Source organism: Streptomyces sp. NBC_01317 (assembly GCF_035961655.1).
Lineage (GTDB): Bacteria > Actinomycetota > Actinomycetes > Streptomycetales > Streptomycetaceae > Streptomyces.
Genome location: NZ_CP108393.1, coordinates 4236846 through 4261080, shown reverse-complemented (window position 1 = coordinate 4261080; position 24235 = coordinate 4236846). Strand labels below are relative to the sequence as shown.

The following is a 24235-nucleotide window of genomic DNA, read 5'->3' as shown; positions in this document are numbered from 1 at the left end:
GCGTTACGCGGCGATGACCTCGATGCCGAGCTTCGCGGCGACCTCGGGGTGCAGCCGGACGGAGACCTGGTGCGAGCCCAGGGTCTTGATCGGCGATCCGAGTTCGATGCGGCGCTTGTCGACGTCCGGGCCGCCGGCCGACTTGATCGCCGAGGCGAGGTCGGCGGGGGTGACGGAGCCGAAGAGGCGGCCGGCGTCGCCGGAGCGAACGGCCAGACGCACCTTGACGCCTTCGAGGCGGGCCTTGATCTCGTTGGCCTGCTCGATGGTCGCGATTTCGTGGATCTTGCGCGCGCGCCGGATCTGCGCGACGTCCTTCTCGCCACCCTTGGTCCAGCGGATCGCGAAACCGCGCGGGACCAGGTAGTTGCGGGCGTAGCCGTCCTTGACCTCGACGACGTCGCCCGCGGCACCGAGGCCAGTGACCTCGTGAGTGAGGATGATCTTCATGATTCGGTCACCCTCCCCTTATCGCGCGGTGGACGTGTAGGGCAGCAGCGCCATCTCACGGCTGTTCTTGACGGCCGTGGCGACGTCGCGCTGGTGCTGTGTGCAGTTGCCGGTGACGCGGCGGGCACGGATCTTGCCGCGGTCGGAAATGAACTTCCGCAGCATGTTCGTGTCCTTGTAGTCCACGTACTGGGTCTTGTCCTTGCAGAATGCGCAGACCTTTTTCTTGGGCTTGCGCACAGGCGGCTTCGCCATGTGTATCTCCTGTTTGATCAAGAAGTGGGGTACGAGCCGGTCCCTTAGAAGGGGGGCTCGTCCGAGTAGCCGCCGCCGGAGCTTCCGCCCCAGCTGCCTCCGCCGTTGCCCCCGCCGCCGCTGGGCGGCTGGCTGCCGCCGGCCGGTGCGCTGGTGGCCCACGGGTCGTCGGCGGGAGCCCCGCCACCGCCCTGCGGGCTGCCGCCGCCGGAGCCGCCGCCCCAGCTGCCGCCGCCCTGCTGGCCGCCGCCACCGCCGCCGCCGTACCCGCCCTGGCCCTGACCACCGCGGCCGGTGGTCTTGGTGACCTTGGCCGTGGCGCTCTTGAGGCTGGGGCCGACTTCTTCGACGTCCAGCTCGTAGACCGTGCGCTTGACGCCCTCACGGTCTTCGTAGGACCGCTGCTTCAGCCGGCCCTGCACGACGACGCGCATGCCTCGCTGGAGCGACTCCGCGACGTTCTCCGCCGCCTGACGCCAGACCGAGCAGGTGAGGAACAGGCCTTCGCCGTCCTTCCACTCGTTGGTCTGCCGGTCGAAGATGCGGGGTGTGGACGCGACACGGAACTTCGCGACCGCCGCACCGGACGGGGTGAAGCGCAGCTCGGGGTCGTCGACGAGATTGCCGACGACCGTGATGACGGTCTCGCCTGCCATGGGTGAACCTCTCGGCGGGGATTGCTTCTGGCTGCTTGCTGCTGCTACTCGAACCCGATGACGTGTGAGCTAGGTGCTCAGTGGGTCTCGGGGCGGAGGACCTTGGTCCGGAGGACCGACTCGTTCAGGTTCATCTGTCGGTCGAGCTCCTTGACGATCGCGGGCTCTGCCTGCAGATCGATGACCGAGTAGATGCCCTCGGGCTTCTTCTTGATCTCGTAAGAGAGACGACGACGGCCCCAGGTGTCGACCTTTTCGACCTTTCCGTTGCCCTCGCGGACAACGGAGAGGAAGTTCTCGATCAGCGGGGAGACAGCGCGCTCCTCGAGATCGGGGTCGAGGATGACCATCACTTCGTAGTGACGCATGTGGAACCCACCTCCTTTGGACTCAGCGGCCACGGTCGTTCCGTGGCAGGAGGGTCGTGATGCGTAGCAACGGTATCGGCCGCCACTGACAATCCGGCTCGGTGAGCGGGGGATCGTGTTCTGGCCTGGGCAGACACCGGTGCAGACCGTACAGACTACCCGCAGAGCGGCTTCCGGTTGAAATCCGGTCCCGGGTGGGCACAATCTGTACACATCGGGTGTGTGCGGCGCTGGCGTGCGCCGCCTTCCGGCAAAGCCAGGAGGTGCCTCATGGCACAGGCAATGCGACCGAACTCGGCCCGTTCGCTCTTCTCGACGGACGGCAAGCCTCATCCGCTCCAGGACAGCCTGATCGCGGTGGCGTGGGTGCTGGGTGTGCTGGCGGTGACAACCGCGTTCTTCCACCATCTGCATCTGCTCACGTCGTGGGCGGGGCTGGTGGGGATTCTCGCGGGGGGTTGCGCACAGTTCCTCTCGGTCACCACACGTGAGCGTTTTCTGGCGGTCCTGGGGTTGGGGGCTTCGGCGGTCGGCTTCTACATCGGGATGGCGCACGGTGGTCTGTTCGGCGGGGTGATCGGCTGACGGGCCGCTCCACGGCACGGCCGGCCGTCGCTCCACCGCACGGCCAGTCGGGGCGCTTCACGGGCGCAGTAGGCTTCGGCGCGAGAGCCGGAGCCCCTGTATCCATGGGGACACACCTGCCGAGGAGCGCCCCGCATGAGCCTGACCCTGAGGACCATCAGTCGTGAGCAGCATCTGGCGTACATCCAGAGCCTGCCCGCGGCGAGTCATTGCCAGGTCCCGGCTTGGGCCGACGTGAAGACGGAGTGGCGTTCGGAGAACCTGGGCTGGTTTGACAAGGACGGTCAACTCGTCGGTGTCGGGCTGGTGTTGTATCGGCAGCTGCCGAAGATCAAGCGGTATCTGGCGTATCTGCCGGAGGGTCCTGTGCTGAACTGGCACGCGCCGAATCTGGACGAGTGGATGCAGCCGATGCTGGCGCATCTCAAGCACCAGGGCGCGTTCTCGGTGAAGATGGGGCCGCCGGTGGTGATCCGCCGGTGGGACGCGGGTGCGATCAAGTCGGGTATTCAGGACCCGGATGTGAAGCGGCTGCGTGATGTCGAGGCGACGCACATCGAGCCGCGCGCGTTCGAAGTGTCGGACCGGCTGCGGAAGATGGGCTGGCAGCAGGCGGAGGACGGCGGTGCCGGTTTCGGTGACGTACAGCCTCGGTATGTTTTCCAGGTGCCGCTGGCGAATCGTTCGCTGGACGATGTCCTCAAGGGCTTCAACCAGTTGTGGCGGCGGAATATCAAGAAGGCCGAGAAGGCCGGTGTCGATGTGGTCCAGGGCGGTTACGAGGACCTGGAGGAGTGGCAGAGGCTGTACGAGATCACCGCGGAGCGTGATCATTTCCGGCCGCGGCCGCTCTCGTACTTCCAGCGTATGTGGAGTGTCCTGAACACCGAGGACCCGAATCGTATGCGGCTGTACTTCGCGCGTCACGAGGGTGAGAACGTGGCGGCGGCGACGATGCTGATCGTCGGCGGGCATGTCTGGTACTCGTACGGGGCGTCGGCGAACCACAAGCGTGAGGTGAGGCCGTCGAACGCGATGCAGTGGCGGATGCTGCGCGACGCGTACGCGATGGGTGCGACGGTCTACGACCTGCGGGGTATTTCGGATTCGCTGGACGAGACGGATCATCTTTTCGGTCTGATCCAGTTCAAGGTGGGTACCGGTGGCGAGGCTGTCGAGTACATCGGGGAGTGGGACTTCCCGTTGAACAAGTTGTTGCACAAGGCGCTCGACATCTACATGTCGCGTCGCTGACCGTGCCGGCGGACGGGCGGAGTTTTCCGTGAAGCCGCCGGGACGGCCGAGTTTCTTCCTATCCTTTCGTTCCTACACCGCTGCCACGAGAAAGGTTCCGGCCCGGCATGGCGCTCTCTCTCTACGTCGACACCGCGCGCTGGCGGGCGCATCAGAAGTCGGTCATCGATCAGTTCCCGGGGCTTGTCCCGGTGTGCAAGGGCAATGGCTACGGCTTCAGTCATGAGCGTCTCGCGGACGAGACGACCCGCTTCGGTTCCGACATGCTCGCTGTCGGGACCATTTACGAGGCCGCCCGGATCAAGGACTGGTTCAGTGGCGACCTGCTCGTTCTGACGCCGTTCCGGCGGGGGGAGGAGCCGGTTCCGCTGCCTGACCGTGTGGTGCGTTCGGTCTCTTCCGTGGACGGGGTGTTCGCCCTCGTGGGTGCCCGTGTGGTCATCGAGTGCATGAGTTCGATGAAGCGTCATGGGGTGAAGGAGGAGGAGCTGGGCCAGCTGCACGCGGCCATCGAGGACGTGCGGCTGGAGGGTTTCGCCCTGCATCTCCCGCTGGACCGTACGGACGGTTCCGACGCGGTCGAGGAGGTCATCGGCTGGATGGACCGGTTGCGTGCGGCGCGGTTGCCGCTGCACACGATGTTCGTCAGTCATCTGCGGGCGCAGGAGCTGACGCGGTTGCAGCAGCAGTTCCCGCAGACGCGTTTCCGGGCCCGGATCGGGACGCGGCTGTGGCTGGGTGATCACGAGGCGACGGAGTACCGGGGCGCGGTGCTGGATGTGACGCGTGTCTCGAAGGGTGACCGGTTCGGTTACCGGCAGCAGAAGGCGGCGTCGGACGGCTGGCTGGTGGTGGTGGCCGGCGGGACGTCGCACGGGGTGGGTCTGGAGGCTCCGAAGGCGTTGCACGGGGTGATGCCGCGGGCCAAGGGGGTGGCGCGGGCGGGTCTGGCGACGGTGAACCGGAATCTGTCGCCGTTCGTGTGGGACGGGAAGCAGCGGTGGTTCGCGGAGCCGCCGCACATGCAGGTGTCGATCCTGTTCGTGCCGTCGGACGCGCAGGAGCCGAGGGTGGGTGCGGAGCTGGTGGCGCATCTGCGGCATACGACGACGCAGTTCGACCGGATCGTGGATCGCTGATCCGTACGGCCCCCTTGGATCGCTGATCCGTACGGCCCCCTGGGTGTCCTTGGGGGCCGTAGCCGGGCCTTGGGTGCCGTACCCGGGGCCCGGGAGCGTACGTACCCTCGTAACCCCTCAGACGCTCCCTGACGGCCGTCCCGCGGTCTCCGTGTCCGGCGGCGGGGCTCCCCAGTCGACGCGCGGGCCGTCCGTCGCCGGGATGTCGTCGTACGGGGACCGGGCGGGAAGTCCGAAGGCGTGTACGTCCTGTGCCCCGTCCAGGACGCCGCCGGAGGGGTCGTCGGAGCCGTCGGCCCGTACGCCGTCCCGTTCGGGCATCAGGATGTCTCGTACGACCATCGCGCACAGGTAGAGGGTCCCGGCGACGTGCAGGGCGATGGCGAGCTGGTAGCCCTCGGTGGGGAGTCCCTTGTGGCTGTCGCCGCTCATCGTGTACGCGAGGTACATCCAGATGCCCAGGAAGTACATGACCTCGCAGGCCTGCCAGATCAGGAAGTCGCGCCAGCGGGGGCGGGCCAGTGCGGCGAGCGGGACGAGCCACAGGACGTACTGCGGTGAGTAGACCTTGTTGGTGAGGATGAAGACGGCGACGACGAGGAAGGCGAGCTGTGCGAAGCGCGGCCGTCGCGGGGCCATCATCGTGAGTGCGCCGATCGCCGCGCAGCCGAGGGCGACGAGGAGGGTCGCGGCGGTGTTGACGGTCTCGATGTTGATGGGGCGGCCGGTGCGCTGGGTGATGACCAGCCAGAACGATCCGAAGTCGATGCCCCGTTCCTGGCTGAACGTGTAGAACTTCTGCCATCCCTGGGGGGCGAGCAGCATCACGGGGAGGTTGACCGCGAGCCAGGAGCCGGCGGCGCCGAGGAGGGCGGTGGTGAACTCCCGGAATTTCCCGGCCCGCCAGCAGAGGAACAGCAGGGGCCCCAGGAGCAGGACGGGGTAGAGCTTGGCGGCGGTCGCGAGGCCGATGAGGATGCCGAAGGCCAGGGGCCTGGAGCGGGACCACATGAGCATGGCGGCGGCGGTGAGCGCGACGGCGAGCAGGTCCCAGTTGATGGTCGCGGTGAGCGCGAAGGCGGGCGCGAGGGCGACGAGCAGGGCGTCCCAGGGGCGGCGGCGGTGGACGCGCGCGGTGCAGACGGCGATGACGGCCGCGCAGATCATGAGCATGCCCGCGTTGACCATCCAGTACATCTGCTCGCGGTACTGCATGGAGCCGCCGGGGGTGAGCCAGGAGGCGACCTCCATGAAGAGTCCCGTCAGGACGGGGTACTCCAGGTACTGCATGTCGCCGTTGAGGCGGTCGAAGTACGGGACGAGGTTGTCGGAGAAGCCGCGTCCTACGTAGAGGTGCGGGATGTCCGAGTAGCAGGCGTGGGTGTACTGCGAGGTGGCGCCGCGGAACCAGGCCCAGTCGTAGCAGGGCATCTTCTGGGCCATGCCGAGGGCGAACATGCCGATCGCGACGAGGGCGATGACGCGGACGGGGGTGAGGCGGCTGCTGCCGTGCCAGGCCCAGCGCCCGGCGGGGCCGCCGATCAGTTCGCTGCCTGCGGCGGCGATCTCGTCCCGCCGGGTGGGGGCGACGACCGGTCGGTCCTGGTGCACGGTGGTCTCTTCTGCGCTGGGCATGGCGCCCATCCTGCCGTACGGCCCTGTGACGCGGCGAGGGCCGCCGTACCCGCGCGTACCGGGTGGGTACGCGGGGTGCGGCGGCCCTCGTGGGCGTTGCCGGGCTGTGGGGGCGGTGGGCCCCGGGCCGTCGGCCTGGGGGGCGGTCAGCCCTGCTGGCCGCCGAAGATGCCGCCGTCGCCGCCGCCGTTGCCACCGCCGCCGGGGTCACCGGGGGGTGAGGTGGTCGTGGAGGGGGTTCCGGTGTTTCCGCCGTTCTGGCCGCCGTTGTTGCCGCCTCCGTTGTTGCCGCCCCCGTTGTCGCCGCCGCCGTTCTGCCCGCCGTTGTTGTCACCGCAGCCGAAAAGCCTGGTGCAGGTCTCGGAGGGGGTGGGTTCTTCGGAGGGGGTTTCGCTGGGGGTCTCCGAGGGGGTTTCGCTGGGGCTCTCGGAGGGGCTCTCGCTGGGCGAGGCGGTTTCGCTGGGGGTGGGGCTGGGGCTGGCGCCGCCGCCGTACCAGGCGTCACCGAGGGGTTCGGGCTTGGGGAAGGGCAGGGCCTTCTTGCCCTTCATGGCTTCCATCATGTAGTCGCGCCAGATGGTGGAGGGGAAGGAGGCTCCGTGGATCTTCTCCTCCCCGCCGGTACCGAACATCTCCTCGAACTTGCGGCTCTTGTTCGTCGCGTCGTCGTCGAGGCGGTACATGTCGACCGCGGTGGAGATCTGCTTGGTGTAGCCCACAAACCAGGCCGACTTGTTGCCGTCGGTGGTGCCGGTCTTGCCGGCGACCTGGTGGCCCGGGAGCTGGGCGTTGGTTCCTGTGCCGTCCTCCACGACGGTCTTGAGGATGTCCGTGACGGTGTCCGCGACCGGTGCCGAGAAGGCGGACTTGGCGCTGCCTTCGTGGGTGTAGACGGCCCGGCCCTTCTGGACGACCTTCTCCACGGAGTACGGCTCCCGCTGCTTGCCGCTGGACGCGAAGGTGGAGTAGGCGCCCGCCATGCGGATGGCGCTCGGCGTGGAGATGCCGATGGAGAACGACGGGACGTTGTTGGGGTTCATGGAGGCGTTGTTCAGCAGGCCCGCGTCGATGGCGGCCTGCCTCACCTGCGGGATGCCGACATCCATGCCCAGCTGCACGTAGGGGGAGTTGGCGGACTTCTGCATGGCCTCACGCAGGTCGATGGGGCCGTACGACTCGTCGCCGTCGTTGGTCTGACGCCACTCGTTGCCGTCTTTGTCGGTCCAGATGGAACCGTCGAATCTCTTGATCTTGAGCTTGTTGTCACCGTTGTAGATCGTCTTGTCCGGCGCGACGATCGTGCGCTTCCCCGACCCCTTGGGGTCCTGCACCCCGTCCTCCATCGCCGCGGCCAGCACGAACGGCTTGAAGGTCGATCCGACCTGGGCGCCCGTCTCGTTGGCGTTGTTGGTGAAGTGCTTGGTGGCGTCCTGGCCGCCGTAGATGGCGAGGATCGCGCCGGTCTCGTTGTCGATGGAGGCGCCGCCGAACTGGACGTGCGTGTCGGTTTCCGGACGCTTCTTGGGATCGATCTTCGCCTTGTAGACCTTGCTGACGGCCTTGTCGAGAGCCGCGACCTTGTCCTTCTCGAAGGTCGTGTGGATCTCGTAGCCACCCGCGGACAGCGTCTTCGCGTCGATGCCGAGGTCGGTGTTGTTCAGGACGTACGACTTGGCGAGGTCGACCAGGTATCCGGTCTGGCCGCCCAGCTTGTCATTCTTCTTCAGCGGGTCGGGCATCGGGAACTTGGAGAACTTGGCGCGCTCCGCCGGGGTGAGCTTCTCCTCGACCACCAGCTCGTCGAGGATGCCCGTCCAGCGATCCGAGGCCCGCTTGAGGTTGGCCTCGGGGGTGGCGGCGGAGTCGTACTCCGTGGCGCCCGCCGGGTCGTAGTACGTCGCGCCCTTGAGGAGCGTGGCGAGGAAGGCGCACTGGCTGGAGTTGAGCTTCTGCGCGTCCACTCCGTAGTACGTACGGGCGGCGGCCTGGAGGCCGAAGGCGCCACGTCCGTAGTAGGAGGAGTTCAGGTACCCCGCCATGATCTTCTTCTTGCCCCACTCGTTGCCCACCTTGATGGAGATGAACAACTCTTTGAACTTGCGGCTCAGCGTCTGGTTCTGGTCGTTGAGCACCGCGTTCTTGACGAACTGCTGGGTGATGGTGGAGCCACCCTGCGTCTCCCCGCCCTTGGCCATGTTCACGAAGGCGCGGGCGATGCCCTTGGGGTCGACGCCGGAGTCCTCCCAGAACGTCTTGTTCTCGGCGGCGACCACCGCCTCCTGCATCTCCATCGGGATCTCGGAGTAGTCGAGGATCTGCCGGTTGACCTCACCACCGGTGGCCGCCATCTGACTGCCGTCGGCCCAGTAGTAGACGTTGTTCTGGGCCACCGCGGTGTCGACGATGCTCGGCGTCTTCACCATGGCGTACGCGATCGACGCGGCCCCCATGAGAGAGGCGCAGAACGCCAGGAAGAGACCCGTGGTCAGCTTCCAGGAGGGGGTCCAGCGCCGCCAGCCGTACTTGTCGTGGCGCGGATAGTCGATGATGCGCTTCTTGCGCGGCGGACCGCCCCGGCCGCGGCCGGGTGGTCCTTCCGGATGTCCGGCGCGCCGGCCGCCGCGCTGCGAGGCGCGTCTGGCCTCGGCGCGGCCCCCGGCGGGGCGCTCCTCCTCGTACGCGTCGGAGGGGACGGCCGAATCGGCTCCACGGGAATGATCCGCGCGACGGCCGGACGGCTGCTGGGCCGCACGCCTGGCCGCGGCACGTCCGCCACCCTGCGACTGTGGCGATTTGCGACGGTGCTCGCTCATCGAACGACTACTCCTCGGGCAGGCGCATACGCCTGGAAGCGGCAGTTGAGTTCCGGTACCCCCGACCTCAATACGGATGGGCCCGGTGTCGGGCTCATCCGCCATGCATCCGGTGGGCCGAGTGGCTTGTCGTTCACTCGCTCCCCAGGGTCCCCGGTGGTCTGCATGCCGCACAGACTACGCACGGTCAAACCCCTCCGAGAGCTGAAGTTCATGCCAAACCAGGCAAGTTGCTTGATGAGAATTAAGGATGTGACGCCGTTCACCATGTCCCCTCTTGTCGCAGGAGCATCTCCCCTCTATCGTCGTGATGTATCGAGTCGATACATCAGTACGGCATAAGGGTCCTGAACGACGGAGGAGGCGAAGGGTGAGCAGACGCTCGGGCATCCTTGAGTTCGCCGTCCTCGGTCTTCTCCGTGAGTCCCCCATGCACGGCTATGAGCTGCGGAAACGGCTCAACACCTCGCTGGGGATCTTCCGGGCGTTCAGTTACGGGACGCTCTATCCGTGTCTCAAGACGCTGGTCGCGAGCGGCTGGTTGATCGAGGAGCCGGGGAGCGCTCCGGAGGACGCTCTCGCCGCGTCCCTCGCGGGCCGCCGGGCGAAAATCGTCTACCGCCTCACGGCGGCGGGCAAGGAGCACTTCGAGGAGCTCCTGTCGCACACCGGTCCCGACGCCTGGGAGGACGAGCACTTCGCGGCTCGGTTCGCCTTCTTCGGCCAGACGGAGCGTGAGGTGCGGATGCGCGTGCTGGAAGGCCGCCGCAGCCGGCTGGAGGAGCGTCTGGAGAAGATGAGCGCCTCCCTGTCCCGTACGCGCGAGCGCCTCGACGACTACACGCTCGAGCTTCAGCGGCACGGCATGGAGTCCGTGGAGCGCGAGGTGCGCTGGCTGAACGAGCTCATCGAGAGCGAGCGGGCGGGGACGGACCGGCGACGGTCGGGCCCCGGGGACCCCGCTGAGCAGGAAGAGACATCCGTGGAGGTGGACGGCCTGCCCCGGCACCGGGACACCGCGTCTCCCGGGGGTACGCCCCCGGGTCGCGGCGGCCCGCCGGATCCGTCCGCCGACACGGCCACATGAGATCCCGCATCTTCGCGGGCCTCATCAGAACACTGAGATCACAGGGAGCAAGCGGAATGGGTTCGGTTCGCGTAGCCATCGTCGGCGTGGGCAACTGCGCCGCCTCGCTGGTGCAGGGCGTCGAGTTCTACAAGGACGCCGACCCGGCGGGCAAGGTCCCGGGTCTGATGCACGTCCAGTTCGGCGAGTACCACGTGCGGGACGTCGAGTTCGTCGCCGCCTTCGATGTCGACGCGAAGAAGGTCGGCCTCGACCTCGCGGACGCCATCGGCGCCAGCGAGAACAACACCATCAAGATCTGTGACGTGCCCTCCAGCGGCGTCACCGTGCAGCGTGGCCACACGCTGGACGGCCTGGGCAAGTACTACCGCGAGACGATCGAGGAGTCCGGCGACGAGCCGGCCGACATCGTCCAGACCCTCAGGGACCGGCAGGTGGACGTTCTCGTCTGCTACCTGCCCGTCGGTTCCGAGGCCGCCGCGAAGTACTACGCGCAGTGCGCCATCGACGCCAAGGTCGCCTTCGTCAACGCCCTCCCGGTCTTCATCGCCGGTACGAAGGAGTGGGCGGACAAGTTCACCGAGGCCGGTGTCCCGATCGTCGGCGACGACATCAAGTCCCAGGTCGGCGCGACCATCACGCACCGCGTGATGGCGAAGCTCTTCGAGGACCGGGGTGTGGTCCTGGACCGCACGATGCAGCTGAACGTCGGCGGCAACATGGACTTCAAGAACATGCTGGAGCGTGAGCGCCTGGAGTCGAAGAAGATCTCCAAGACGCAGGCGGTCACCTCCCAGATCCGCGACCGCGACCTGGGCGCCGACAACGTCCACATCGGCCCGTCGGACTACGTGGCGTGGCTCGACGACCGCAAGTGGGCGTACGTCCGCCTCGAAGGCCGTGCCTTCGGCGACGTTCCGCTGAACCTGGAGTACAAGCTGGAGGTCTGGGACTCCCCGAACTCCGCGGGTGTCATCATCGACGCCGTGCGCGCCGCGAAGATCGCCAAGGACCGCGGGATCGGCGGCCCGATCCTCTCGGCGTCGTCGTACTTCATGAAGTCCCCGCCGGTGCAGTACTTCGACGACGAGGCCCGTGAGAACGTCGAGAAGTTCATCCGCGGCGAGGTCGACAACTAGGACTCCGCGTTTCGCGGGAGCCGTTCCAGCGCGATGAAGTCAGCACCATGATTTCAGCGCGACGAGGAGGGTCACCAGGCCGCCGGCCCGGTGACCCTCCTCTTCTGTGCCGCCTGTCCCTTCTGTGTCACCGGCGGGTGTGTGACGCTGGCTCCATGTCCGTCGTGGGTGATCTGCGCGTACTCCTGCGCCTCGGTGATTTCCGCCGCCTGCTGACCGTCCGTCTGCTCTCGCAGGCCGCCGACGGTGTCTTCCAGGTCGCGCTCGCCACCTATGTGGTCTTCTCCCCCGAGAAGCAGACCTCGCCGGCCGCGATCGCCTCCACCATGGCGGTGTTGCTGCTGCCGTACTCCCTGATCGGCCCGTTCGCGGGCGTGCTGCTGGACCGCTGGTTGCGCCGGCAGGTGTTCCTGTACGGGAACCTGCTGCGGGCCCTGCTCGCCGGCTGTACGGCTCTGCTGATCCTGGCGCAGGTGCCCGACTGGCTGTTCTACGTCTCCGCGCTGTCGGTGACGGCGGTCAACCGGTTCGTTCTCGCGGGGCTCTCGGCCGCCCTGCCCCGGGTGGTGGACGCGGAGCGCCTGGTGATCGCCAACTCCCTTTCCCCGACGGCCGGGACGCTGGCGGCGACCGCCGGGGGCGGTCTGGCCTTCCTCGTACGGCTGACGGTCCTGGACTCCGCCACCGCCGTGGTGCTGCTGGGCGCTGTCCTCTATCTCTGTGCGGCACTGGCCTCGCTCCTGATGGCGCGTGAACTGCTGGGCCCCGAACGGGCGCCGGACCGGCCGCGGTTCGGTGCGGCGGTGGCGTCCACCGTGCGGGGGCTCGGGGACGGGCTGCGGCATCTCGCGCGGCGGCCGGCGGCGGCGCGGGCGCTGGCGGCGATGGGGGTGATGCGCTTCTGCTACGGGGCGCTGACGGTGATGCTGCTGATGCTCTGCCGGTACGCGTGGACGGACCGGGAGTCGGACGGGCTGGCGCTGCTCGGCCTGGCCCTCGGTGTGTCCGGAGCCGGGTTCTTCGCCGCCGCGGTGTTCACTCCGTGGGCGGCGGGGCGGCTCGGTACCGCCGCCTGGACGGTGTGGTGCGCGGGTTCCGCGGCGGTGCTGCTGCCTCTTCTGGGGCTGCCCTTCGCGCCCGCGCCGCTGCTCGTGGCCGCGTTCGTCCTCGGTCTGGTGACGCAGGGGGCGAAGATCGCGACGGACACGGTGGTGCAGACGGCGGTGGACGACACGTTCCGGGGCCGGGTCTTCTCGCTGTACGACGTGCTGTTCAACGTCGCCTTCGTGGGGGCGGCGGGGGTGGCCGCACTGGTGCTGCCGCAGGACGGCCGGTCGGCGCCGCTGGTGGTGGGGGTGGCGCTTCTCTACGCGGCTGTCGCCGTGGCGATGACACGCAAGGGCGATGTTTCACGTGAAACATCGCCCGGGGAACGCCTCGACGGGGGTCATGTTTCACGTGAAACATGACCCCGCCGCTGTCAGTCCTGGGTGGCCCACCATTCCTTGAGGGCGGTGACGGCCGCGTCGCGTTCCATCGGCCCGTTCTCCAGCCGCAGCTCCAGCAGGAACGTGTACGCGGCGCCGATCACCGGCCCGGGGCCGACACCGAGGATCTCCATGATCTGGTTGCCGTCGAGGTCGGGCCGGATGGACTCCAGCTCTTCCTGTTCCTGGAGCTGGGCGATCCGGTCCTCCAGGCCGTCGTAGGCCTGGGAGAGCGCGTTCGCCTTGCGCTTGTTGCGGGTAGTGCAGTCCGAGCGGGTCAGCTTGTGGAGCCGGCCGAGGAGCGGGCCGGCGTCGCGGACGTAGCGCCGGACCGCCGAGTCGGTCCACTCGCCGGTGCCGTACCCGTGGAACCGCAGGTGGAGTTCCACCAGCCGGGACACATCCCGGATCAGGTCGTTGGAGTATTTCAGCGCGGTCATGCGCTTCTTGGTGAGCTTGGCGCCCACGACCTCGTGGTGGTGGAAGGAGACCCGGCCGTCCTTCTCGAAGCGCCGGGTCCGGGGCTTGCCGATGTCGTGGAGCAGGGCGGCCAGCCGCAGGACGAGGTCGGGGCCGTCCTCCTCCAGGTCGATGGCCTGCTCCAGCACGGTAAGTGAGTGCTCGTACACATCTTTGTGCCGGTGGTGCTCGTCGCTCTCCAGCCGCAGGGCCGGCAGCTCGGGCAGGATCCGCTCGGCGAGCCCGGTGTCGACGAGCAGCGCCAGGCCCTTGCGGGGGTGGGTGGAGAGGAGCAGCTTGTTGAGTTCGTCGCGGATCCGCTCGGCGGAGACGATCTCGATCCGTTCCGACATCGCCTTCATGGCGGCGATGACCTCCGGGGCGACCTCGAAGTCGAGCTGGGCGGCGAAGCGCGCGGCCCGGAGCATGCGCAGCGGGTCGTCGGAGAAGGAATCCTCAGGGGTGCCGGGGGTGCGCAGCACCTGGGCGGAGAGGTCCTCCAGGCCGCCGTGCGGGTCGATGAAGTCCTTCTGGGGCAGGGCGACGGCCATCGCGTTGACCGTGAAGTCGCGGCGGACGAGGTCTTCCTCGATGGTCCGGCCGTAGGACACCTCAGGTTTGCGTGACGTCCGGTCGTAGGCCTCGGAGCGGTACGTGGTGACCTCGATCTGGTAGCCGTCCTTCTGGCTGCCGACCGTGCCGAAGGCGATGCCGACCTCCCAGACCGAGTCCGCCCACGGCCTGACGATTCTCAGGACGTCCTCGGGGCGGGCGTCGGTGGTGAAGTCCAGGTCGTTGCCGAGCCGGCCGAGGAGGGCGTCCCGGACGGAACCGCCGACCAGGGCGAGCGTGAATCCGGCATCCTGGAATCGGCGTGCGAGGTCGTCCGCGACGGGGGACACCCGGAGCAGTTCGCTGACCGCGCGGCGCTGCACCTGGTTCAGTGCGCTGGGATTGTCTTCATTGGCGTTCGGCACAACAGAAAAGATTACGTGTCCCGGCCGGTGCGGGCTCCCCCGTTTCCGGCGGCCCGGCCTCCGATGCACGGGTTTCGGGCGGGGCATGAGATTCTTCCGATCATGTGGGGCGGTGCCCAGCACTTCGCCACAGCGCACATCGTTACCATGCGTGGACGCAGCAGTCGACAACCACCAACGGCAGCAGACGATGACGAGGGACGGGCGAGCGCGTGGCCGAGGCGGCAGACTTCCAGGGGAGGGCTCACTCTCCTGCCCGCCGGTGGCTGTGGCGCGCAGCCTCCCTGATGGCGGGTGCGCCGCTCCTGGGCGCGCTGGTGGCCGGTGCGGGGGCTCCCGCGGCTCAGGCCGCGGTGGAGGCCACCGGGACGCGTACGGTCGCCGTGGCGCTCGACACGCTGACGCCGAGTGCTCCGGTGAAGGGCGACACGCTGGTCATCTCGGGCACGGTGACCAACAAGAGCAAGAGCGCGGTCACCGAGGCGCGGGTGGATCTGCGGGTGGGACCGCCGCTGTCCGGGCGGACCGCCATCGACGACGCGGCTGAGCGCTCCCCCGACACGGCGGCCGAGGTGCCGCCGCTCGGCGGGGCGTACAAGGTCGATCTGGCGAAGCTCGCCCCGGGCGTGCCGTACACCTTCTCCCTGTCCGTTCCGGTCGGCAAGCTCGGCCTGGGCGAGGACGGGGTCTACCAGCTCGGTGTCTCGGTGAGCGGGGACACGGTGGACGCCCCGTACGAGCACGTGGTGGGCATCCAGCGGACGTTCCTTCCCTGGCAGCCGGAGGCGACGGGCAAGAGGACCCAGATCACCTACCTCTGGCCGCTGATCTCGACCACGCGCCTGTCGGCGCAGACCGGTTCCGACGACCAGCAGACGCCGGTCTTCGAGAACGACGACCTGGCCGAGGAGCTGGCGCCGGGTGGCCGGCTGGATCAGCTGGTGTCGCTCGGCAATCAGCTTCCTGTCACCTGGGTCATCGATCCCGACCTGCTGGCCAGTGCCGACGCGATGGCCGGAAACTACCGGGTCAGGAGCGGGAAGAGCACGGTCCCCGGGAAGAGCCAGACCGTGGCCAGGCAGTGGCTGAACTCCCTGGAGAAGGCCGTGCGGGACCGCAAGGTCGTGGCGCTGCCGTTCGCCGATCCCGATCTGGCGTCGCTGGCCCACCGCGGCAAGAACGTCTCCGGGTCGCTCAGCCAGCTCCAGCACGCCACGGACGCCGCGGTCGGCACCGTGGACACCGTCCTGCACGTGAAGCCGTCGGTCGATTTCGCCTGGCCGGTGAACGGGGCGATCGATCCTTCGATCGTCGACGTGGCGACCTCGGCGGGCGCGCACAAGGTGATCACCCGCAGCGACAGCCTCCAGGACAACCTGTCCTACACGCCCACCGCGGCCCGGCCCATCGGCGGCGGCACCACGGCGGTCGTGGCCGACACCCGGCTCTCCACCGCCTTCCAGGGAGATATGACGTCGGCGGACGACTCGATCCTCGCGGTGCAGAAGTTCCTCGCCCAGTCCCTCGCCGTGACCTTGCAGCAGCCCGGGAACCAGCGCAGCATCGTGGTCGCCCCCCAGCGGATGCCCACGGTGGCCCAGGCGCAGTCGATGGCGCGGGCGCTGCACGGTCTGGACCCCGAGCGGTGGACGCAGACCTCGGACCTGCTGGCGGCGGCCGCGGCCAAGCCGGACGCCGACGCCAATACGAAGGTGCCGGGCGCCTCCCGCTACCCGAAGAAGCTCCGGAACCAGGAACTGTCGACCCAGGCGTTCCAGGAGATCAGGACCACCCAGGACGCGCTCGACAAGTTCAAGGCCGTCCTGAGCCTGCCCGACCGGGTCGACGCGCCCTTCAGCAACGCGATCAACCGCGCGCTGTCGGCGTCGTGGCGCGGGGACCGTACCGACGCCGAGCAGTACCGGCGGAGCGTGGACACGTACCTGAAGACTTTGACGGACGAGGTGCAGCTGGTCCCGAAGTCCGACCTCACCCTGTCGGGGCGCAGCGCGACCATCCCGGTGACCGTGCAGAACAACCTGCTCCAGGGGGTGGATCATCTGATGCTGCGCCTGGAGTCCGGTCAGCCGACGCGTCTGAAGATCGACGGGAGCCGGGATGTCGCGGAGCAGCCCATCAAGATCGACGGCGGGCACAGCCAGTCGGTGAAGTTCTCCGCCGCGGGCAATGCCAACGGCCGGGTCGAGGTGACCGCCCAGCTGTACACGGAGGACGGCAAGCCGTACGGCAAGAGCATGACGTTCAAGGTGAAGGTTTCCGAGGTCACCCCGACGGTCCTGCTCGTGATGGCCGCCGGTGTGCTGCTGCTGGCGCTCGCCGGGGTCAAGATGTACAGCCAGCGCAAGCGGGCGGCGGCGCGCAAGGCGGCGGCCGTGACCGGGGACGGCGAGTCCGTTCCCGGGGACGACGGGGACGCGGAACCCGGGCAGCGGAGTGACCCGACACCGGACACCGGACCGGAAAGCGCAAGCCCGTCGGACACGGGTGAGAAAGTGGACCGTTGAGCGATGTCGTGGCCGGTCGGCCGGGGACGATGAGGTGGGGTAACCATGAACGCGCCGTACGACGGTGACCGCGGGCAGGGCGCGGCCGGCGATCCGGCAGGCCAGGTTCCGCCCTCTGGCAGGCCCGCCCAGGACCCGTACGCCCAGGACCCCTATGCGCAGAGTCCCCCTGTCCCGGACCCCTATGTGCAGGACGCGTACCAGCAGGATCCGTACTGGACGCACGACGTGACCGCGCGGGATCCGGTGGGCGAGGCGTTGTACGACCGCGCGTCGCACCCGCCGCCGCCTCCCGGCTCGTACCAGGACACGACGCAGCTGTACCAGCCGCCGGCGCAGCAGTACCCGCCGGATCCCCGGGTCTGGGCGCAGACCCCGCCGCCGGAGCCGGCCGGGGTGTCGCGTCATCTGCCGTACGGGGACGACCCGCGGACCACCCAGTTCACGGGGGTCGACGAGCTGGTCTCGCAGGCCGGTGCGGAGGCGCCGCCGCCGGACGCGTTCGCGCACCTGTACCGGGACCAGCAGGGCCTGGCCAGGACTCCGGTCGCGACGGAGCCCGAGCCGGTTCCGGTGCCGCCGCCGCCCGCGAAGGCGGGCGGGCGGGCCTCGGGTCTGCTGAAGTCGAGTGCGCTGATGGCGGCGGGCACGCTGGTGTCACGGCTCACCGGTTTTGTACGGAGCCTGGTGATCACCGCCGCGCTCGGCGCCGCGCTGCTCGGTGACTCGTACACGGTGGCGGCGACCCTGCCGACGATGATCTACATCCTGACCGTCGGCGGCGGTCTGAACTCCGTGTTCGTCCCGCAGCTCGTGCGGTCGATGAAGAACGACGACGACGGCGGGGTGGCCTACGCCAACCGCCTGCTGACGCTGGTCGTGGTGGCGCTGGGTGTCATCGTGGCCGTGGCGGTCTTCGCGGCGCCGCTGCTGATCCAGCTGATGTCGGACACGATCGCGGGCAACCCGGCCGCGAACAACGTGGCCGTCACCTTCGCCCGCTACTGCCTGCCCACGATCTTCTTCATGGGTGTGCACGTGGTCATGGGCCAGATCCTCAACGCGCGCGGGAAGTTCGGCGCGATGATGTGGACTCCCGTCCTCAACAACATCGTCGTGATCACCACGTTCGGCCTGTTCATCTGGGTGTACGGCACCGCCGACACGTCGGACATGACGGTGCGGACCATCCCGCCCGACGGGGTGCGGCTGCTGGGCATCGGCACCCTCCTCGGTCTCACCGTGCAGGCCCTGGCGATGGTTCCGTACCTGCGCGAGGCGGGGTTCCGTTTCCGTCCCCGGTTCGACTGGAAGGGCCATGGTCTCGGCAAGACCGTCAAGCTGGCCAAGTGGACAGTCCTGTTCGTCCTCGCCAACCAGGCGGGCGTCCTGGTCGTCACCCAGCTGGCGACCGCGGCGGGTCACGCCTCCGGCAGGGACGGCACGGGCATCCTGGCCTACAGCAACGCCCAGTTGATCTGGGGCATGCCGCAGGCCATCATCACCGTCTCCGTCATGGCCGCCCTGCTGCCGCGGATCTCCCGCGCCGCGCAGGACGACGACCCGGGCGCGGTGCGCGACGACATCTCCCAGGGGCTGCGCAACTCGGCGGTCGCGATCGTGCCGATCGCCTTCGCGTTCCTGGCGCTGGGTGTCCCGATGTCCACGCTGCTGTTCTCGTCGAGCGGCCTGGAGTCGGCGCGGTCCATGGGCTTCATCCTCATGGCGTTCGGCCTCGGGCTGATCCCGTACTCGGTGCAGTACGTCGTACTGCGCGGCTTCTACGCGTACGAGGACACCCGCACCCCCTTCTACAACACAGTGATCGTCGCGGCCGTCAACGCCGGCGCCTCCGCCCTCTGCTACGTGGTGCTGCCCGCCCGCTGGGCCGTCGTCGGCATGGCCGCCTCGTACGGGCTGGCCTACGCGGTCGGTGTCGGTATCGCCTGGCGCAGGCTCAAGAAGCGCCTCGGCGGGGATCTCGACGGCGGCCGGGTCATGCGGACGTACGCCCGGCTGTGCCTGGCCTCCGTGCCGGCGGCCCTGGTCGCGGGCGCGGCGGCCTACTTCCTCCTCCAGTCGCTCGGCAGCAGCGCCGGGGCGTCGCTGGTGGCGCTCGTGGGCGGTGGGGTCGTCCTGTTGGCGGTCTTCTTCGTCGCGGCGAAGAAGATGCGGATCGAAGAACTCAACTCCATGGTGGGCATGGTGCGCGGACGCCTGGGACGCTAGAGCGGGGCGGCCGGGCACAACCATCACCGGCCGCCGCGTGTCGTGCATAGCGTCCGACTGTGGGCACAATTGGCTTGGCTGTTGGACAGCACGCAACGGATGGGGAGGCAGGAGCGACGGTGGCGGAACGTAGCACGGCTGCCGTCGACGTGGCCGACAACGGCGGCGACGAGCCGCCGACCGCCAAGGCGGACAAGGCCACGGCCGACGGGTTGTCGAAGACCCCGCACACGGCGGACGAGTCCGCCACAGGCACGGACGGCGAACGGCCGGGCACCGGCCCGGCGGTCGCCGCACCGGAACTGCACAGCGGTCACAAGCTCGCGAGACGCTACCGTCTGGAGGAGTGCGTCACCCGTCTGGACGGTTTCAGCAGCTGGCGTGCCGTGGACGAGAAACTGCGCCGCGCCGTCGGTGTGCATCTCCTTCCCGCGGACCACCCACGGGCCCGTTCCGTGCTCGCCGCGGCCCGGTCCGCCGCACTGCTCGGCGACCCCCGCTTCGTCCAGGTCCTGGACGCCGTCGAGGAGGACGACCTCGTCTATGTCGTCCACGAGTGGCTGCCCGACTCCGTCGAGCTCACCGCGCTGCTCGCCGCGGGCCCCCTGGAGCCCCACGACGCCTACCAGCTCGTCAGCCAGCTCTCCCAGGCCATGGCGGCGGCCCACCGGGAAGGCCTCGCCCATCTGCGGCTGACTCCCGGGGCGGTCCTGCGCACCTCCAGCGGCCAGTACCGCATCCGGGGACTCGCGGTGAACGCAGCGCTGCGCGGCATCCGCGCCGAGCGGCCCCAGCGCACCGACACCGAGGCGATCGGCGCGCTGCTCTACGCCGCGCTGACCCAGCGCTGGCCGTACGACACCGACGCGTACGGGCTCTCCGGGCTGCCGAAGGGTGTCGGGCTGATCGCCCCGGACCAGGTGCGCGCGGGCATCCACCGCGGTCTGTCCGAGCTCGCGATGCGGGCCCTGGTCAACGACGGGGCCACGGCCTCCCGTCAGGAGCCTCCCTGCACCACCCCGGACGAACTGGCCGCGGCCGTCGGGGAGATGCCGCGCATCCGGCCGCCCGAGCCGTCGTTCGTGGCACCGCCGGACTACCAGCGCACCACGTACCAGCAGGGCACGTACGGCCAGCAGGGGGCGTACGGCCAGCAGCCGGGCGGCCCCGGGACCGTTCCCAGCCGGGCGGTGCCGGTCCCGCCGCCCCCGCTCCAGGGCCGTACCGGCAAGGCGCTGAAATGGACCGTCGCCGCGCTCCTCATCGCGGCGCTGGGCCTGGGCAGCTGGCAGGTCGCCGACCGGGTCCTCGGGAGCGAGAACACCCAGGACGATCCCGGGACCACCCGCACCACCAACGACACCGGGGACAAGGCACCGCGCCCCGCGAAGCCGATCGAAGTCGTGGGCGCCCACGACTTCGACCCGTTCGGCTCGGACAGGTCCGAGAAGCCCGCCGGGATAAGGAACAGCTACGACGGTGACCCCAGCACGTACTGGAACACCGACGGCTATCTGAGCGCGCGGCTGGGGAACCTCAAGGCCGGGGTCGGCATCGTCCTGGACCTCGGCAGCTCCAAGCAGGTCCGGACGGTGAAGGTCTCCTTCGACGGCGGGGACACGTCGGTGGAGCTGCGCGCCGCGTCCGCCGGGACGACGGAGCAGCCCACCGAGCTGACGGGCTTCGGCAAGGTCGCGGAGGGATCCGGTACGGATGTCACCCTCAAGCCCGGCAAGCCGTTCCGGACGCGGTACGTTCTGGTCTGGCTGACCAAGCTCCCGCCGTCCGACGGTTCCTTCTTCCGGGGCAAGGTCTCCGAAATCAAGATCACCGGCTGACCGGGCCGGCCGGCCGGACCAGGGGAGGGGGCTCACCGTTGGACGACGCCGCGCTCGGCGACACGAACGACCAGGATCTCCTGGCCGCGCACGTCGCAGGCGACCCCGACGCCTTCGGCGAGCTGGTACGGCGCCATCGCGACCGGCTCTGGGCGGTCGCCCTGCGGACGCTGGGGGACCGCGAGGAGGCGGCCGACGCCGTCCAGGACGCCCTGGTCTCCGCCTTCCGGGCCGCCCACACGTTCCGCGGCCAGTCCGCCGTGACGACCTGGCTGCACCGCATCACCGTGAACGCCTGCCTCGACCGGGCCCGCAAGGCCGCCTCCCGCAAGACCTCTCCCATGGAGGACACCGAGCGGCTGGAGCAGCTCCTCGAACCCCACGAGTCAGCGGAGGCACCCGCCGAGCGCCAGGACCTCCACCGTGAGCTGCTGGCGGCCCTGGCCGGGCTCCCCGTGGACCAGCGCGCCGCACTGGTGCTGGTGGACATGCAGGGATACCCCGTGGCGGAGGCCGCACGGGTACTGGGGGTGCCCACCGGGACGGTGAAGAGCCGGTGCGCCCGGGGCCGGGCCAGACTGCTTCCCCTCCTCACCCATCTGCGGGCGGACCCCGGGGATAGCGGTCCGCCCGCCGGGGGAAGGAACCGGACGCCGGGGACATCCGTCCCATCGGCATCGGAGCCGAAGGATTCAGCACCGAGTGATCCTGTAGTGAAGGGCGGAGGTGGGCGCGCGTGACATCGACGACCGACACAACTCAGCACCCGGACGTCTCGGAGATCTCCGACCTGACGGAGGGGCTGCTCGCACCGTCCCGGGCCGCCGATGTGCAGGAGCACCTCGACGGCTGTGCGCTGTGCGCCGATGTCCGTGCCTCGCTGGAAGAGATCAGGGGCCTGCTCGGCACTCTGCCCGGGCCGCCGAGGATGCCGGCGGACATCGCCGGGCGGATCGACGCGGCGCTGGCGGCGGAGGCGCTCCTGGCCGCCACCGCACCCCACGACGACGCCTACGCCTACGCAGACACAGACACAGACACAGACACAGCAGATGTTTCACGTGAAACAACGTCCCCGGAACCCGCCTCCGACGTGTCCGCCGCCGTGCCGGCCGATGTACCCACCGTCGACGCGGCCGCTCCGGACGCCGTACGGGCCGACCGGCCCGCCGGCCGTCCCCGGGCGGCCACCGGCCCCGGCCGGAGCGCCCAGAGCCGCCGCCGTCGCCGCACCACCGTCCTGGGTGCCCTCTTCGGCACAGCCGCCGTCGGAGTGAGCGTCTTCCTGCTCCACTCGATCGCGACGTCGTCCCTGGGCGACAACTCCGCCGACTCCAGCTCGGCGGCCAAGTCCGCCGCGGTCGGCCCCCAGGTGATCTCGGAGGGCGATCTCCAGGAGCGGGTGGACGCCCTTCTCGCCGCCGGCCCTTCCGCGTCCTCGGGCGCCTCCTCAGGGCAGAAGAGTCTCCGGCCGCAGCAGGACAACCCCGGCGCGGACGAGCGGACGACCAACACTCCCCTGTTGCAGCCCGCACCCCCGGTACCGGCCTGCATCCAGCTGGGCACCGGCCGCGCCGACCCCGTCCTCGCCGCCGAGCAGGGCGTCTACCAGGGCGCCAGCGCCTACCTCGTCGTACTGCCGCACCCGGGCGACAGCACCAGGGTCCAGGCATACGTGATCGACGCGGCCTGCGTCGACACCGCCCCCGCGGGCAAGGGCACCGTGCTGCTGACGCACTCCTACCCGCGCCACTGACCGCCCCTCCGCGCCGCCACGGGTCCACGGGAATGTAAGACCCGTAGGATCCGTTGCGTGGGTGTAGGTCGTGGATCTGGCCCCAGTAGGCAGTAAGCAGTCTGCAGAGACGAGGAAGAATCCCGTGAGCGACGTCCGTAATGTGATCATCATCGGTTCCGGGCCCGCCGGCTACACCGCAGCGCTGTACACAGCGCGTGCGGCACTGCGGCCGCTGGTCTTCGAGGGAGCGGTGACCGCAGGCGGTGCGCTGATGAACACCACCGATGTGGAGAACTTCCCCGGCTTCCGTGACGGCATCATGGGTCCGGATCTGATGGACAACATGAGGGCACAGGCGGAGCGCTTCGGCGCCGAGCTGGTTCCCGACGATGTGATCGCCGTCGACCTCACCGGTGACATCAAGACCGTGACCGACACCGCGGGCACGGTCCACCGTGCCAAGGCAGTGATCGTCACGACCGGGTCCCAGCACCGCAAGCTCGGCCTGCCCAACGAGGACACGCTGTCCGGGCGTGGCGTCTCCTGGTGTGCCACCTGTGACGGGTTCTTCTTCAAGGACCAGGACATCGCCGTGATCGGCGGCGGTGACACCGCGATGGAGGAAGCGACCTTCCTGTCGCGGTTCGCCAAGTCCGTCACCATCGTCCACCGCCGTGACACCCTGCGGGCCTCCAAGGCGATGCAGGACCGCGCGTTCGCCGACCCCAAGATCAAGTTCGCTTGGGACAGCGAGGTCGCGGAGATCCACGGGGACCAGAAGCTCTCGGGCCTGACCCTGCGGAACACCACGACGGGCGAGACCTCCGCGCTCGCGGTGACCGGCCTGTTCATCGCGGTCGGACATGACCCGCGGACCGAGCTCTTCAAAGGCCAGCTCGACCTCGACGACGAGGGCTACCTCACCGTGGACGCCCCGTCGACGCGGACGAACCTGTCCGGTGTGTTCGGCGCCGGCGACGTCGTCGACCACACCTACCGCCAGGCGATCACCGCCGCGGGCACCGGCTGTTCCGCCGCCCTCGACGCCGAGCGCTTCCTCGCGGCGCTGAGCGACACCGACAACGCGCACACCGCCGAGCCCGAGAAGACCGCGACCGTCTGACCCGCACGATCCACTTCACCCCTGCCCCACCCACAACCCCAAGGAGGCCGCCGTGGCCGGCGCCCTGAAGCATGTGACCGACGATTCATTCGAAGAGGACGTTCTCAAGAGCGACAAGCCCGTTCTGGTGGACTTCTGGGCCGAATGGTGTGGACCCTGCCGCCAGATCGCTCCGTCGCTGGAAGCCATCGCGGCCGAGCACGGGGACAAGATCGAGATCGTCAAGCTGAACATCGACGAGAACCCGGCCACCGCAGCCAAGTACGGCGTCATGTCCATCCCGACGCTGAACGTCTACGAGAACGGCGAGGTCGCCAAGACCATCGTCGGCGCGAAGCCCAAGGCCGCCCTGGTGCGCGACTTGGAGAGCTTCATCGGTGAGCAGGTCACCAAGGCCTGACGCCTCGCGATGTTTCACGTGAAACGGGCCCACCCCGCCGGGGTGGGCCCGTTCCGCGTGTACGCGCCGACCGGAGCC

20 protein-coding genes are annotated in these 24235 nt (G+C 69.0%); 13 read left to right on the top strand and 7 right to left on the bottom strand.

Features of this window, described 5'->3' with window-relative positions:
* Positions 1-3 precede the first annotated feature (3 nt).
* The 4 genes from rplI to rpsF form a co-directional block, all read right to left on the bottom strand.
* Positions 4-450: a 50S ribosomal protein L9 gene (gene rplI, locus OG349_RS18235; protein ID WP_161310987.1), complete on the bottom strand. Its 447-nt coding sequence runs from the start codon at positions 448-450 to the stop codon at positions 4-6.
* 18 nt (positions 451-468) lie between these two features.
* Complete coding sequence (gene rpsR, locus OG349_RS18230; RefSeq protein ID WP_003967857.1) at positions 469-705, bottom strand: 30S ribosomal protein S18; 237 nt, start codon at positions 703-705, stop codon at positions 469-471.
* Between the two features lie 44 nt (positions 706-749).
* Positions 750-1361, bottom strand: coding sequence for a single-stranded DNA-binding protein (locus OG349_RS18225; RefSeq protein WP_327235623.1), 612 nt, complete (start codon positions 1359-1361; stop codon positions 750-752).
* 77 nt (positions 1362-1438) lie between these two features.
* Entirely contained in the window at positions 1439-1729 is a 291-nt protein-coding gene (rpsF, locus tag OG349_RS18220) for a 30S ribosomal protein S6 (protein ID WP_073787253.1), read from the bottom strand.
* 270 nt (positions 1730-1999) lie between these two features.
* On the opposite strand from rpsF, the gene OG349_RS18215 reads away from it, so the two are divergent.
* The 3 genes from OG349_RS18215 (at position 2000) to OG349_RS18205 (ending at position 4707) form a co-directional block, all read left to right on the top strand.
* Positions 2000-2314, top strand: a complete 315-nt coding sequence (locus OG349_RS18215; RefSeq protein ID WP_327235622.1) for a hypothetical protein — start codon at positions 2000-2002, stop codon at positions 2312-2314.
* A 135-nt stretch (positions 2315-2449) separates the two neighbouring features.
* Positions 2450-3568, top strand: coding sequence for a lipid II:glycine glycyltransferase FemX (locus tag OG349_RS18210; protein WP_161308632.1), 1119 nt, complete (start codon positions 2450-2452; stop codon positions 3566-3568).
* Positions 3569-3675: 107 nt separating this feature from the next.
* Positions 3676-4707, top strand: a complete 1032-nt coding sequence (locus OG349_RS18205) for an alanine racemase (protein ID WP_327235621.1) — start codon at positions 3676-3678, stop codon at positions 4705-4707.
* A gap of 117 nt (positions 4708-4824) precedes the next feature.
* Here OG349_RS18205 and OG349_RS18200 read toward each other — a convergent pair whose 3' ends face one another.
* The gene (locus tag OG349_RS18200) at positions 4825-6342 is read right to left on the bottom strand and encodes a glycosyltransferase family 87 protein (protein WP_327235620.1); all 1518 of its coding nucleotides are present in this window, start codon (positions 6340-6342) and stop codon (positions 4825-4827) included.
* 146 nt (positions 6343-6488) lie between these two features.
* Complete coding sequence (locus OG349_RS18195; RefSeq protein ID WP_327235619.1) at positions 6489-9155, bottom strand: transglycosylase domain-containing protein; 2667 nt, start codon at positions 9153-9155, stop codon at positions 6489-6491.
* Positions 9156-9525: 370 nt separating this feature from the next.
* Here OG349_RS18195 and OG349_RS18190 point away from each other — a divergent pair, with 370 nt between their 5' ends.
* From OG349_RS18190 to OG349_RS18180, 3 genes are all read left to right on the top strand, one after another.
* The gene (locus OG349_RS18190; protein WP_327235618.1) at positions 9526-10242 is read left to right on the top strand and encodes a PadR family transcriptional regulator; all 717 of its coding nucleotides are present in this window, start codon (positions 9526-9528) and stop codon (positions 10240-10242) included.
* A gap of 56 nt (positions 10243-10298) precedes the next feature.
* Complete coding sequence (locus OG349_RS18185; protein WP_327235617.1) at positions 10299-11381, top strand: inositol-3-phosphate synthase; 1083 nt, start codon at positions 10299-10301, stop codon at positions 11379-11381.
* Between the two features lie 155 nt (positions 11382-11536).
* Positions 11537-12850 (top strand): MFS transporter, encoded by a 1314-nt coding sequence (locus OG349_RS18180; RefSeq protein ID WP_327235616.1) that lies wholly within the window; start codon positions 11537-11539, stop codon positions 12848-12850.
* Between the two features lie 11 nt (positions 12851-12861).
* On the opposite strand, the gene OG349_RS18175 is transcribed toward OG349_RS18180, so the two are convergent.
* Positions 12862-14304 carry a CCA tRNA nucleotidyltransferase gene (locus OG349_RS18175; RefSeq protein ID WP_327235615.1) on the bottom strand — a complete coding sequence of 481 codons (1443 nt, stop codon included), beginning with the start codon at positions 14302-14304 and terminating at the stop codon, positions 12862-12864.
* A 212-nt stretch (positions 14305-14516) separates the two neighbouring features.
* Between OG349_RS18175 and OG349_RS18170 the strand changes: the two genes are divergently transcribed.
* From OG349_RS18170 to trxA, 7 genes are all read left to right on the top strand, one after another.
* On the top strand, positions 14517-16829 hold the full coding sequence (locus OG349_RS18170) for a DUF6049 family protein (RefSeq protein ID WP_327235614.1): 2313 nt from the start codon (positions 14517-14519) through the stop codon (positions 16827-16829).
* A gap of 45 nt (positions 16830-16874) precedes the next feature.
* Positions 16875-19058: a murein biosynthesis integral membrane protein MurJ gene (murJ, locus tag OG349_RS18165; protein WP_327235613.1), complete on the top strand. Its 2184-nt coding sequence runs from the start codon at positions 16875-16877 to the stop codon at positions 19056-19058.
* Between the two features lie 119 nt (positions 19059-19177).
* On the top strand, positions 19178-20896 hold the full coding sequence (locus tag OG349_RS18160) for a protein kinase family protein (RefSeq protein ID WP_327235612.1): 1719 nt from the start codon (positions 19178-19180) through the stop codon (positions 20894-20896).
* Between the two features lie 38 nt (positions 20897-20934).
* Positions 20935-21636, top strand: coding sequence for an RNA polymerase sigma factor SigM (sigM, locus tag OG349_RS18155; protein ID WP_327235611.1), 702 nt, complete (start codon positions 20935-20937; stop codon positions 21634-21636).
* Positions 21633-22652 (top strand): hypothetical protein, encoded by a 1020-nt coding sequence (locus tag OG349_RS18150; RefSeq protein WP_327235610.1) that lies wholly within the window; start codon positions 21633-21635, stop codon positions 22650-22652. Before sigM ends, OG349_RS18150 begins: the two co-directional genes overlap by 4 nt.
* A 124-nt stretch (positions 22653-22776) precedes the next feature.
* Entirely contained in the window at positions 22777-23757 is a 981-nt protein-coding gene (trxB, locus tag OG349_RS18145) for a thioredoxin-disulfide reductase (RefSeq protein WP_327235609.1), read from the top strand.
* 52 nt (positions 23758-23809) lie between these two features.
* Positions 23810-24157, top strand: coding sequence for a thioredoxin (gene trxA / locus OG349_RS18140; protein WP_327235608.1), 348 nt, complete (start codon positions 23810-23812; stop codon positions 24155-24157).
* Positions 24158-24235: the final 78 nt, after the last annotated feature.